This is a genomic window from Mesorhizobium sp. P2_F7 (assembly GCF_056403695.1).
The window spans coordinates 853,463-866,237 of sequence record NZ_JBFUFA010000001.1; the positions used below are offsets into that span (position 1 = coordinate 853,463).

At 63.4% G+C, this 12,775-nt stretch carries 13 protein-coding genes; 2 read left to right on the forward strand and 11 right to left on the reverse strand.

Annotation, left to right across the window (positions count from 1 at the left end; translation table 11 throughout):
* From AC1DZ8_RS03870 to AC1DZ8_RS03915, 10 genes are all read right to left on the reverse strand, one after another.
* Complete coding sequence (locus AC1DZ8_RS03870; protein WP_477306063.1) at positions 1-1,587, reverse strand: FGGY-family carbohydrate kinase; 1,587 nt, start codon at positions 1,585-1,587, stop codon at positions 1-3.
* Entirely contained in the window at positions 1,584-2,267 is a 684-nt protein-coding gene (locus AC1DZ8_RS03875) for an HAD family hydrolase (protein WP_477306065.1), read from the reverse strand. Before AC1DZ8_RS03875 ends, AC1DZ8_RS03870 begins: the two co-directional genes overlap by 4 nt.
* A gap of 11 nt (positions 2,268-2,278) precedes the next feature.
* On the reverse strand, positions 2,279-3,757 hold the full coding sequence (locus AC1DZ8_RS03880) for a mannitol dehydrogenase family protein (protein ID WP_477400325.1): 1,479 nt from the start codon (positions 3,755-3,757) through the stop codon (positions 2,279-2,281).
* Positions 3,758-3,927: 170 nt separating this feature from the next.
* Entirely contained in the window at positions 3,928-4,698 is a 771-nt protein-coding gene (locus AC1DZ8_RS03885) for an L-iditol 2-dehydrogenase (RefSeq protein WP_477306069.1), read from the reverse strand.
* Positions 4,695-5,699 (reverse strand): ABC transporter ATP-binding protein, encoded by a 1,005-nt coding sequence (locus AC1DZ8_RS03890; RefSeq protein WP_477306071.1) that lies wholly within the window; start codon positions 5,697-5,699, stop codon positions 4,695-4,697. Before AC1DZ8_RS03890 ends, AC1DZ8_RS03885 begins: the two co-directional genes overlap by 4 nt.
* A gap of 51 nt (positions 5,700-5,750) precedes the next feature.
* On the reverse strand, positions 5,751-6,575 hold the full coding sequence (locus AC1DZ8_RS03895) for a carbohydrate ABC transporter permease (RefSeq protein WP_477306073.1): 825 nt from the start codon (positions 6,573-6,575) through the stop codon (positions 5,751-5,753).
* 11 nt (positions 6,576-6,586) lie between these two features.
* On the reverse strand, positions 6,587-7,459 hold the full coding sequence (locus AC1DZ8_RS03900) for a carbohydrate ABC transporter permease (protein WP_477306075.1): 873 nt from the start codon (positions 7,457-7,459) through the stop codon (positions 6,587-6,589).
* Between the two features lie 141 nt (positions 7,460-7,600).
* Positions 7,601-8,911, reverse strand: coding sequence for an ABC transporter substrate-binding protein (locus tag AC1DZ8_RS03905; protein WP_477282938.1), 1,311 nt, complete (start codon positions 8,909-8,911; stop codon positions 7,601-7,603).
* 236 nt (positions 8,912-9,147) lie between these two features.
* Positions 9,148-9,378, reverse strand: a complete 231-nt coding sequence (locus AC1DZ8_RS03910; RefSeq protein WP_477306077.1) for a hypothetical protein — start codon at positions 9,376-9,378, stop codon at positions 9,148-9,150.
* 286 nt (positions 9,379-9,664) lie between these two features.
* A complete protein-coding gene (locus AC1DZ8_RS03915) occupies positions 9,665-10,573 on the reverse strand; it encodes a LysR substrate-binding domain-containing protein (RefSeq protein WP_477400326.1) in 909 nt (302 codons plus the stop codon).
* Between the two features lie 110 nt (positions 10,574-10,683).
* On the opposite strand from AC1DZ8_RS03915, the gene AC1DZ8_RS03920 reads away from it, so the two are divergent.
* Complete coding sequence (locus tag AC1DZ8_RS03920) at positions 10,684-10,869, forward strand: hypothetical protein (protein WP_477306081.1); 186 nt, start codon at positions 10,684-10,686, stop codon at positions 10,867-10,869.
* Positions 10,870-10,892: 23 nt separating this feature from the next.
* On the opposite strand, the gene AC1DZ8_RS03925 is transcribed toward AC1DZ8_RS03920, so the two are convergent.
* Positions 10,893-11,852, reverse strand: a complete 960-nt coding sequence (locus AC1DZ8_RS03925) for a sugar-binding transcriptional regulator (RefSeq protein WP_477306083.1) — start codon at positions 11,850-11,852, stop codon at positions 10,893-10,895.
* A 213-nt stretch (positions 11,853-12,065) separates the two neighbouring features.
* On the opposite strand from AC1DZ8_RS03925, the gene AC1DZ8_RS03930 reads away from it, so the two are divergent.
* On the forward strand, positions 12,066-12,698 hold the full coding sequence (locus AC1DZ8_RS03930; RefSeq protein WP_477306085.1) for an HAD family hydrolase: 633 nt from the start codon (positions 12,066-12,068) through the stop codon (positions 12,696-12,698).
* Positions 12,699-12,775: the final 77 nt, after the last annotated feature.

The window sequence follows — 12,775 nt, forward strand, 5'->3', positions numbered from 1 at the left end:
CTAGCTGATGGCGTCGAGCGCCTGCCGCTGGCGGTGCATTTCGAGGAAGATCTTGTAATCGCGGTCGAAGCGGCTTGATGCACCCGGGTTCGAGGCGCGTGCCCTGCCGCCTTGTTGCATGGCGACGCAGGCGGCGTTGAGATCAGGAAACAGCCCGGCGGCGGTGGCGGCGACCATGCCGGTGCCGAGCAGCACCGCTTCATCGGCCAGCGGCTCGATCACAGCGCAGCCGGTGGCGTCGGCATAAAGCTCCATCAACAGCGGGTTCTTGGTGTGGCCGCCGGTGACATGCAGCGTGTCGATGAGGTAGCCGTTCTCGTTCAGCGCCTCGAGCACATGGCGCACGCCCAGCGCGATGCCGACGGCGGTGCGCCAGTAGAGCTTGCACAGGCTGTCGAAGGAGGAATCCAGCGTCAGCCCGCTGACCACGCCGACCGCATGCGGGTCGGCAAGCGGCGAGCGATTGCCATGAAAGTCCGGCAGCACATGCAGCCTGGCAGCTAGCTTGTCACCCTCGGTGGCGCGCAGTTCGGCGACACGCCTAGCGATCCTGGCATGCATGGCGGCGTCCGGCTCGCCGCCGGCGCCATGCCAGCGGATGATGTGGTCGAGCAGCGCGCCGGTGGCCGACTGGCCGCCTTCCGACAACCACAGCTTCGGCAGTGCGGCGCCATAGTACGGGCCCCAGACGCCGGCAAAGGGCTGCGGGTCGGGTGACATCGCCATGACGCAGCTTGATGTGCCGGCGATCAAAGCCAGATGCCGGCCGATGTTCTGTTGATCGCCGGCAAAGCCGCCGAGCACGCCAAGCGCGCCGGCATAGGCGTCGATGACGCCGGCTCCGACCCGGCAGTTCTCGCTTAAGCCCAGCTCCGCGGCCGCATCAGCGGTCAGTGCACCGATATCGGCGCCGACCGGACTTGCCTTTTCCGGCAGGTTGCCGTGCTCGAACAGATCGCTTAGCCCGACGGTCTCGAAGAAGTCGCGGCGCCAGCCGGTTTCTTCATGCGCCAGATAGGTCCATTTGGCGGTCAGCGTGCATTGCGAGCGCGCCAGCGAGCCGGTCGCCTTCCAGGTCAGGAAATCGGTGAGGTCGAATAGATAGCCGGCTTCATGCCATGTGCCGGGCAGATTGCGCTTCAGCCACATCAGCTTCGGCGTCGCCATCTCCGGCGACATGACGCCGCCGATATAGTCGAGCACCGCATGGCCGCTTGCCGTGCATTCGTCGGCTTCGGCAATGGCGCGGTGGTCGAGCCAGACGATGGTGTCCCAGCGCCTCTCGCCGGTCACGGACACGCTGAGCTGGCCGCCATCCCTGTTCAGCACCACCAGCGAGCAAGTGGCGTCAAACGACATGCCGACGATGTCTTGCGGCGCCACGCCTGCCTTTTCACGCGCGGCGCGCACGGCAATGCACACAGCCGACCAGATATCCTGCGAATTGTGCTCGGCGTGATCGGCCTTCGGTTGGTTCATGACGATCGGATGCTCGGCGCGGCCGAGCAAGGTGCCTGACGTGTCGAGAATGCCCGCGCGGGCGCTCCCGGTGCCGACATCGACCGCGCAAACAAAGCTTTTCGTCAAGATGCTTTTACTCTCGCTCCCAGGCCTGCAATCAGATCGGGCAATTGCAGCATGTCAGCGAATATAAAGTCCGGTTCACTCGACGCAAGCCGCGCTTTCAAGGCCGGGTTGCCGGCGTGCGACCCGCCGGTGAAGGCAAAGACGCGCATGCCGGCGGCACGGGCCGCGGCGATGCCGGCCGGGCTGTCCTCGACGACAAGGCAATTGCCAGGATGAGCCCGCATCGAGGCGGCAGCGTGGAGAAAAAGATCCGGCGCCGGCTTGCCGCGCGCGACCATGGCGGCGCTGAACAAATGCGGCTCGAGCAGGCCAAGCAGCCCGGTGACGTCGAGCGCGTAGCGGATACGGTCGAGCGTGCCAGAGGAAGCGACGCAGCAGGGTGCGCCGAGCCTGGACAGGATGTCGCTGACACCGGGGATCGGCTTCAGCTCCTCGCGGAATTTGCGCATCAGTTCGACGCGCATATCGGTCAGATGGCGGTCGGTAATGTCGATGCGGAAGTCGCGGCCAAGGATCTCGCGCACACTCTTCATGCTCTTGCCGAGGAAGTGCTCGTAGGCGGCGTCCTCGCTGACCGAGCCGCCGGCGGCCGCGATCATGCCGAGCAGAGCCGAGACGGACAGCGCCTCGCTGTCGACCAGCACGCCGTCACAGTCGAAGATGACCAGTTCGGGCGTCATTGCGGCTCGCGTCAGAGCTTGCCGGCGATGTAGCGCGTCAGCGTCGCGCGCGCACCATTCGCCCACAGAACGTTGAGCGCGTGGGCAAAGGCCTCGGCGAACGGTGCTGCGCGGCCGACATCGCCGTAGATGTCCTCCATCGCAAGCCAGGCACCGGGCTTGTCCTTGGCCGCCTTGGCGGTTGCCTGCAGCCGGTCCCAGCTCGGGTCGTTGGCCTCGATGACGGCGCCGCTGTCGGTGGTACCGAAGCAGTAGCGGCACCACAAGGCCGATTCCAGCGCGAGACCCGCGACGCTTTTGCCAGCTTTCAGCCGGTCGGCGATGGTCGGGATGATGAATTTCGGCTGCCGGTTGGAACCGTCGAGGCAAAGCCGGCGGATGGTGTCGCCGATCTTCGGGTTGGAAAACCGGTGCTCGATGAGCTGGTAATAGTCCTCCAGCACGGTGTTGGGCACCGGCGGCACGGTCGGGATGATCTCGTCATGTTCTAGCTTGGCGAGGAAGTCGCGAACCAGCGGCTCCTGCATCGCCTCGTGGACGAAATGGATGTCCATCAGCCCCGCCGGATAGGCGATGGTGGCGTGGCCTCCATTGAGAATGCGAATCTTCATCAGCTCATAGGGCGCGACGTCCTTGACGAATTGCACGCCGACTTTCTCCAGCGGCGGACGGCCGTCGGTGAAGTGATCCTCCAGCACCCATTGCTTGAATGGCTCGCAGAACACCGGCCAATTGTCCTCGAGGCCGAACTCCGTGGCCAGGATGCTGCGCTCTCGGTCCGAGGTCGCCGGCGTGATGCGATCGACCATGCCGTTCGGGAAGGCGACGTTGTCGCTGACCCAGTTCGCCAGATCCTCGTCGATCAGGCGGGCAAGGCCGATGACGCCATCCGACGTGACATGGCCGTTGTGGGGGATGTTGTCGCACGACATGACGGTGAACGGCACGATGCCGTCGGCGCGGCGGCGCATCAGCCCGGCCAGGATGAGGCCGAACACCGTCTTCGGCGTCGTGCCGGCCTGCGCATCGGCGACGATGTCGGGATGGGTCGGGTTGAATTTTCCGGAGGCCGGATCGATGAAGTAACCGCCTTCGGTGATGGTCAGCGAGACGATCTTGATTGCCGGATCGGCAAGCTGGTCGATGATGGCGTCGGCATCGCCGGGCGTCAGGAAGTCGATCATGACGCCGGTGACGCGGGCGCTCATATGATCGGAATCCTGCTCGACCACGGTGGTCAGCCAGTCCTGCTCCTGCAGCTTGGAACGGCCGATTTTCTCACCCTCGAAGACGCCGGCGCCGATCAGCGCCCAATCATGGCCAATGCCCGCATTGAAGAGGTCGTCGAGATAGACGGCCTGGTGCGAGCGATGAAAATTGCCGACGCCGAAATGGACGATGCCGGCTTTGAGCCTGGCGCGGTCATATCTGGGACCGGCAACCTTGGCGGGGAGCTTGGCGAGGATGGAGGAAGAGAGTTTCACGGTCATCTGCTTTACCCTTTTGCCGGTGCTTTACCCGTCTGCCGGCCTGACAATTCCGCCCTCAACCCTCTGAGGAGAGCGCGTGGGCGGCACGTGCCTTTGGCATTCATGCCGCCCCGCCCCGCGGCGCTTTCTCCCGGAGGAAGGGAGCGCGCCTCCCCCTCAGCTCATCCCCATCAACTCATCCATTGGCCGCCATCGACATTGTAGGTCTGGGCGACGATGTATTCGGCATCGTCGCTGGCCAGGAACACGGCCATGCCGGTCAGGTCCTCCGGCTTGCCCATGCGGCCGTAAGGTACGCCCTCACCAACCAGCCGCTTCTTCTCGCCCTTCGGCCGGTTCTCGTATTTGGCGAACAGCGCATCGACCTCGTCCCACATATCGCTGTCGACGACGCCTGGCGCGATGCCATTGACGTTGATGCGGTGTTTGATCAGGTCGAGCCCGGCCGACTGGGTAAGCGAGATGACCGCAGCCTTGGTGGCGCAGTAGACGGCGACCAGCGGCTCGCCGCGCCGTCCGGCCTGGCTGGCGATGTTGATGATCTTGCCGCCCTTGCCCCGCGCGATCATCGACCGGGCGGCCGCCTGCAGCATGAACAGCGTGCCGGCGACATTGACCGAGAACAGTCTGTCGTAGCTCGCCTTCGATATCTCGACGATCGGCGCCAGGTCGAACAAAGCGGCGTTGTTGATCAGTATGTCCAGCCCGCCGGTCTTTTTCTCGACCGCGCTCACCGCCGCTTCGATCGAAGCAAGATCGGTGACGTCCAGCTTCACCGCATATGCGCCGCCGCCAATCTGCGAGGCCGTCTTTTCCGCGGCCTCCAGATTGATATCGCCGATCGCGACTACAGCACCTTCGCGCGTATAGGCTTCGGCAAAAGCCCTGCCGATACCGCGCGCGGATCCGGTGATCAGCGCCGATTTGCCTTTCAGCCTCACTGCGTCAGCGCCTTTCCGTCGGGGCCGAAGCGATGCATCCGAACCTTGTCGGGCGTGAGGTAAATGGTGTCGCCGTGACGGACGGGCATTTCGCCATCGGCGCGCACGGTCAGCGTCCCGACGCCGTCAGCCTGGACGTGCAGGAAGGTGTCGGATCCGAGATGTTCGGCAACGCCGACGACGGCTTTCCAGTCGCCCGCCGTGGTCGAGATGTTCATGTGCTCGGGACGGATGCCGATGGTCTTGGCATTGTATTTGGCGGCCGGCGCGCCTTCGATCAGGTTCATCTTCGGCGAACCGATGAAGCCTGCCACGAACAGGTTCTTCGGCGACTTGTAGAGCTCCATCGGCGAGCCGACCTGTTCGATGTTGCCGGCGTTGAGCACGACGATCTTGTCGGCCATAGTCATGGCTTCGATCTGGTCGTGGGTGACGTAGATCATCGTCGTCTTGAGCTGATGGTGCAGCTCGCTGATCTCCAGCCGCATGGTGCCGCGCAGTGCTGCATCGAGGTTGGACAACGGCTCGTCGAACAGGAAGGCCGAGGGCTGGCGCACGATGGCGCGGCCGATGGCGACGCGCTGGCGCTGGCCGCCGGATAGCTGGCCGGGCCGGCGCTCGAGATAGTTGGTGAGGTTCAGCACGCGCGCGGCGTCCTTCACCTTCTTGTCGATCGTCGCCACATCCTCGCCCGCCATCTTCAGCGGGAAGCCGATGTTCTTGGCCACCGTCATATGCGGGTAGAGCGCATAGGACTGGAACACCATGGCCAGCTTGCGCTTGGCCGGCGCCTCGCCGGTGACGTCACGGCCATCGATGTTGATGGTACCGCCGCTGGTGTCCTCGAGACCGGCGATGAGGCGCAGCAGCGTGGACTTGCCGCAGCCCGACGGGCCGACGAAGACGACGAACTCGCCATTCTCGATGACAAGGTCGAGGCCTGGAATGATGACCGTCGATCCGAAGTGCTTGGAGACGTTCTTGAGCGTGATGTTTCCCATGGTTTCCTCCCCGAGGGGTTATTTTTCGCCGGTTGCTTCAGGCAACGTCCGTTACTTCACAGCACCAAATGTCAGGCCGCGCACCAGCTGCTTCTGGCTGAACCAGCCCATGATCAGGATGGGGGCGATCGCCAGCGTCGAGGCCGCCGAAAGCTTGGCCCAGAACAGGCCTTGCGGGCTTGAGAACGAACTGATGAAGGCCGTCAGCGGCGCCGCCTCGGTGGTGGTCAGCCGGATGGTCCAGAACGCTTCGTTCCATGCCAGGATGATGTTGAGCAGCATGGTCGAAGCGATGCCCGGCACCGCCATGGGGGTCAGCACATAGATGATCTCGCCCCACAAGGTTGCGCCGTCCATGCGCGCGGCTTCGAGGATTTCGCCAGGGATTTCGCGGAAGTAGGTGTAGAGCATCCAGATCACGATCGGCAGGTTGATCAGCATCAGCATGACCATCAGGCCGATGCGGCTGTCGAGCAGGCCGGTGTCGCGGAAGATCAGGTAGATCGGGAACAGCACGGCGACCGCCGGCATCATCTTGGTCGAGAGCATCCACATCAGGATGTCCTTGGTCCGTTTGCCCGGCGAGAAGGCCATCGACCAGGCGGCCGGAACCGCGACGATCAGGGCCAGGATGGTCGAGCCGACCGAGAGCAGCACCGAGTTGAAGAAGAACTTGAAGTAGCCGCTCTGCGCCTGGACCTCGGTATAGCTCTCGAACGTCCCCGACGGGATCAGCGCGAAGCCCTGGATGGCCTCCTGCTCCGACTTGAACGAGGTGATGATCGTATAGAGGATCGGGAAGAAGATCAGCAGCGCGACGATCCAGGCGGCGCCGGTCGCAATGACCTTGTGTTGGGTGGTGACTGCACGTGCCATCGTATCCTCCCTTACTTGTCCAGGTTCTTGCCGACTGCGCGCATGGCGAAGAAGGCGACGATGTTGGCGAGAATGACGGCGATGACACCGCCGGCGGATGCCTGGCCGATTTTGAACTCCAGCAATGCCTTCTGGTAGACGAGGAAGGGCAGGTTGGTGGAGGCGTAGCCGGGGCCGCCATTGGTGGTGACCAGGATCTCGGCATAGACCGACAGCAGGAAGATGGTCTGGATCAGGATGACGACGGTGATGGCGCGGGACATGTGCGGCAGCGTCAGATAGATGAAGCGGCTGACAAAGCCGGCGCCGTCCATTTCGGCGGCTTCCTTCTGCTCGCCGTCGAGCGACTGCAGGGCGGTCAGCAGGATCAGAGTGGCGAACGGTAGCCATTGCCAGGCCACGATGATGATGATGGCCAGCATTGGATGCTGCCCGAACCAGTCGATCGGCTGCGCCCCGAAGAAGCGCGCTATGTCGGCAAAGACGCCGTATTGCGGATGCATGATCATGTTCTTCCAGACCAGTGCCGCCACCGGCGGCATGACGAAGAACGGTGAGATGACGAGGATGCGCACGATGCCTTGTCCCCACATCGGCTGATCGATCAGCAACGCCAGCATGATGCCGCCGATCACCGTGATCAGCAGCACGCTGCCGACGAGGACAAGCGTGTTAAGGATCGACTGCAGGAAGGCCGGGTTGGAATAGAACAGCGCGTAGTTCGAGAAGCCGACGAACCCGTCGCGGATCGGGTTGAGCGGGTTGTACTGCTGGAAGGAGAACCACAAGGTGATGACCAGCGGCACAATCATCCAGACGAACAGCAGCACCACGGATGGCGCCATCATGAAGCGGGCAAGCGAACGGGTCTGCTGAGTAGCCATGACGGTCACCCTTCCAAAGGTCGGTCAGATTTTTAGAGTTGTGCCACAATTCCTGGGATTGTGAAGGCGGCCGCCCGAACTGGGATTCGGGCGACCGTTGCCAGTCATGATCGACGACCGGCATTCGGCACCGGGAGGAGCCTACTTGATATAACCGCCCTCTGTCATCGTTGCCGTGGCAGCGTCCTGGGCCTGCTTCAGGGCATCGTCGACGCTCGACTGGCCGGCAAGAGCGGCCGAGAAGAGCTGGCCGACAGTGGTGCCGAGACCCTGGAACTCAGGGATGGCGACGAACTGGACGCCGACATACGGCACCGGCTTGACGGTCGGATGCGTCGGGTCGGCCGCATTGATCGAGTCCAGCGTCATCTTGGCGAAAGGTGCTGCCTTCTGGTACTCGGCATTGGCATAGAGCGAGGAGCGCGTGCCCGGAGGAACGTTGGCCCAGCCTTCCTTCGAAGCGACGAGTTCGGCATAGTGCTTGCTGGTTGCCCAGGAGACGAACTTCTGAGCTGCGTCTGCCTTCTGCGTGCCGGCGGGAATGGCCAGCGACCAGGCCCACAGCCAGTTGCCGCGCTTGCCGAGACCGTTGTCGGGAGCGAGAGCATAACCGACCTTGTCGGCGACGGTGGAGGCCTTCGGGTCAGAGACGAAAGACGCCGCGACGGTGGCGTCGATCCACATGCCGCACTTGCCCTGCTGGAACAGCGCCAGGTTTTCGTTGAAGCCGTTGGACGAGGCGCCCTCAGGACCGTCGGCCTTCATCAGGTCGACATAGAACTGCAGCGTGTTCTTCCATTCCGGCTGATCGAACTGCGGCTTCCAGTTCTCGTCGAACCAGCGGGCGCCGAAGGAGTTCGACATGGCGGTCAGGAAGGCCATGTTCTCGCCCCAGCCGGCCTTGCCGCGAAGGCAGACGCCGTTCACGCCATTGGCGCGGTCGGTCATCTTGTCGGCAGCCTGCTTGATGAAGTCCCAGGTCGGGGCGTCGGGCATGGTCAGCCCTGCCTTCTCCATCAGGTCCTTGCGGTACATGACGAAGGAGCTCTCGCCGTAGAAGGGCGCTGCATAGAGCTTGCCGTCGACCGACAGGCCGCCGGCGATGGCCGGGATGATGTCCTTGGCGTCATAGTCGTCGCCGAGCTTGTCGAGCGGCAGCAGCCAGCTCTGTTTGGCCCAGATCGGAACCTCGTAGGTGCCGATGGTCATCACGTCATACTGGCCACCCTTGGTGGCGATGTCGGTGGTGACGCGCTCGCGCAGCACGTTCTCTTCGAGCGTGACCCAGTTGAGCGTGATGTCGGGGTTAGCCTTGGTGAAGTCGTCCGTCAGCTTCTGCATGCGGACCATATCGCCATTGTTGACGGTGGCGATGGTGATGGATTCGGCATGCGCGGCGAAAGCGAAAGCGCTGGCCGACAACAGGCCCAGAGTGAGCGTGCGAAGTTTCATCAAATTCCTCCCATGAACCAAGATGAGCATTTGCCTTGGTGCTGAGCAATTACTCACTTGGCATTAATTATGTCAAGACGGATTCGATGCTGCAGCGCAGCACGCGAGGCGCCGCGCGACCTCAAGCGCGTAGAGGATATTGAATAGATTGGGGGCAGCTCTTCGGGCGCGAGTAGCAGGCCGGCTTAATGCCAGCCGTCGCAACCCATCAATCATGGGCTACGGGGCCAAACCCCTCAGCCGTGGGCCGGGTAGCTTCCGACGGAATATTCGAAAACCCTGCCATCGCGGATTTGCCTGGCTCTGGTCAGCGTTTCCGTCACCCGGATCCAGTTGGCTTCGTCCTTGCGCAGCCTAACTTCCCGGCCGATAGCCTTTATGGCAGCTTGAAACGGCGTAAATGCTTCGATTGCGTGCGTCGTGCGCACGGCGTTGTTTTCAATTTCTTCGACGCGATAGACTTTCATCAGCCCACTGATCGATCCTGTTGTTAACCTGCAACGGATTGATCCAGTTCAATTGAGTCACCACAAGCACAAGCCTACGCCAGGCAGGTGATATCGACAGCGTTTTTGTCAGGCTTGGTTAACCGGACGGCCCGGCTGCGCTTGTTGATACATGAACTCGCGGGTTCGTCGTGCGCCTGCGGCTTGTGTTGCCCATTCACTTCAGAGACTCGTCCGCGAATCACTTCGCCTAGAGCGGTTCACCGCTTCACGGTAACGGCGAACCGCTCTTTTCATGGAATTGCCCTCAAGCGCAGGCGATCTCGGCCAGGATCCAGTCGCGGAAGGCGCGGATCTTCGGCACGTTGCGGCGCGCCGTCGGATAGACCAGCCAATAGGCATGGCCGTCATCGCCAACCAGGTCGAAGGGCTGGATCAGGCGGCCGGCGGCGAGCTCGGTCTTGAACAGCGCCGTGGTCAGGATCGCCACGCCATGGCCGGCGATCGCCGCATTCGCCTCATAGGCCTGCGCGCCCATGCTGGTGCCCGTGCGATTGGCAAGTTCGTCCGCCGGCACGCCGGCAAGGGCGAACCATTCCCGCCACCAGATGTCGCCGGGATCGAGAATGGGCAGCTTGAACAGGTCGGCCGGTTCGTGGACGCCACCGATAGTGGCAGCGAGCGCCGGGCTGAGCACCGGGGTGAAATCGGCCTTGAACAGAAGGTGGGTTTCCACCCCCGGCCATTTGCCGCTGCCGGAGCGGATGGCGATGTCCATGTCCTCGCGGGCGAAATCGATGACCCTGTTGGAGGTATCGACGCGCACCGCCAGCGACGGATGCGACAGCTGGAACGAGCCGAGGTGCTGCGCCAGCCAGTTCGAGGCGAAGGTCAGCAGCGTCGACACGCAAAGCACGCCATCGGCGCCGCCGCGTGCGGCCGAATAGGCGCTGCTGATCAGACTGAACGCCTCGCTGACGGCGGGCGCCAGGCGCTGTCCGGGTTCGGTAAGCACGATCTGGCGCGGCTGGCGCAGGAACAGCGGCGAACCGATGCGCTCCTCCAGCAGCTTGATCTGGTAGCTGGCTGCGGCCTGGGTCATGCCGAGCTCCTCCGCAGCCTTGGTGAAGGAGAGGTGTCGCGCGACCGCCTCGAAAACCCTGATGGCCTGCAGCGGCGGCAGTTGGGCGAGCTGTGGTGCCTTGAGTTCGGGCATAAGCCCTCCTTATGGGTCATGATCGACGTTTGATTGGTAGCCGGAGCCGATCAGACCGATATTTGGTGTCGACGATCAATCCAGTTCAAGCATAGCGGAGGCTGAAGATCATGACCACGGTACAGCAAAAGCTCCATTCGACCCCGGCCCAGAGCTGGTTTTCCGCGCTGGCGCACGAATTTTCGGTGCTGGTGAGCCGCAAGCGCGGCTATGTCGACGTCAGGGAATTGTCGCCGCATCTGCAGCGCGACATGGGTTTCCTCGATGGCAACGACGTTTGCGGGCGGCATAAATAGCCGTGCCGGTTTTTATCGCCAGCTCAGGCGCCGTCGAGCAGGGCCGTGGCGGTCCGCTCGTCGGTGATGAGGCCATTGACCAGCCGCCGGTTCACAGCGGCCAGAATGCCCGGCAATTTGCGCTCGCCCATGGCGAGCGCAATGACCAGCGACTTTTCGCGTGACGGCAAAGCCGCCGACGACACCCGGTCGTTGGTGATGCCCTCGATCATGCGGCCTTCCCGGTCGAACACCCAGCCGACGATCTCGGCAACGCCGCCGGCCTTTTGCAGCGCCTTCAATTCACTTTCCGAGATGAAGCCGTCCTCATAGAGCGGCGCCTTCGGGCCGAGATCGCCGATGCCGACAAAGGTGACGTCGGCTTCCGCCGCCAGCGCCAGCGTCGGCTGGATCATCGGCTGGGCAAGCAGCATCTCGCGCTCTTCGGGCGACGAAGCGATGACCGGCAGCGGCATCGGAAACGAGCGCGCCTTGACCCTGTCGGCCATGGTGAAGATGACGTTGTAGAAGGCGGCCGAACCGTCGGGCGAGATGTTGCCGGTCAACGACACCACCTTGTGCTGCGAGCATTCCATCGGCGGCAACTGCTCGATCGCCGCCTTCAGTGTGCGGCCGGTGCCGATGGCCATGACGATCGGCGTTGGTGAGCGAAGCCGCCGTTCGATCTCGGCGGCTGCCGCCTCGGCAATGCCGATCGTGGTCGAGGACGAGGTCGGATCGCTCGGCACCACTTCAACCAGATCGAGCGCGAAGCGCGACCGCAGCCGTGCGGCCAGGTCGAGGCAATTGGCGATCGGGTGGTCGACGCGCACCTTGATCAGCCCTTCCGATACTGCGAGCGATACCAGGCGCTGCGCCGTCTGTCGGGAAATGCCGAGCGTCGCGGCGATCTGGTCCTGCGTGTTGCCGGCGACATAGTAAAGCCAGCCGGCGCGCGCCGCCTCGTCCAGCCTGTTGCTGCCGCCATCCTGCCGCGAATTCAAAGTCCGCCTCCCAAGCCCCGCCCCCTTTGGGCGAAGCGCTTTAGTCTTGCAGGGAATGCGCCCGCGCGCAATTGTCTATGCGAAGGGCAATTGCTTGCTGCGTCGGCCTGACTGCAGCGAGGCAATCGCCCCAGTCAAAATCGCCGTCCGACGGGTTCGGCGGTTTATCTCCCGATACAAACGCTTTAAGGGGATCGGCAAAAGGAGCCTCGCATGACGCCGAAAGCGGTTTTCTGGGATATGGACGGCACACTGGTCGACAGCGAGCCGCTGCATGAAGCCGCCCTGGTGGCGGCGTTGCGCAGTGTCGGGATCGCGCCGCCGGTCGACCTGCATGAGCGGGTGCTGGGCGTCGCCGCCGCGCCGGTCTACGAGATGCTGCGCAGCGAGTTCGGCCTCGACCTGCCCTTCGACGACTGGATCGTGCGCAAATACGATCACTATCTGCCAATGGCCGCAACGCTGAAGCCGCGCCCCGGCGCGATCGAGGTGTTCAACGAATTGCGCGCGCTTGGCGTGCAGCAGGCGGTGGTGTCCAATTCCGACCGCGTGATCGTCGACGCCAATCTGAGTGCGGTTGGCCTGATCTATCCCGGCATGCGCACGATCAGCCGCAACGATGTGCGGGAGGGCAAGCCGCATCCCGAGCCCTTCCTGCGCGCCGCGTGGCTGGCCGGCGTCGATCCCGCGGGTGCGGTGGCTGTCGATGACAGCGTGACCGGCGCCACCTCCGGCCTGGCAGCAGGGATGCGTACGATCTTCTGGCCGGAAGCGCCGATGGCAGGACCGCCGGGCGCAGTCGTGATCAACAGCGCGGAAGAGTTGCGGGCTCGGTTGGGGCTCTGAGAGATCCGCCGAAGCCGGCGCTGTCCCTCATCCTCCCTTCAGCTTGGCGCATGCATTGTCTAATGTTGCGCTGGTCG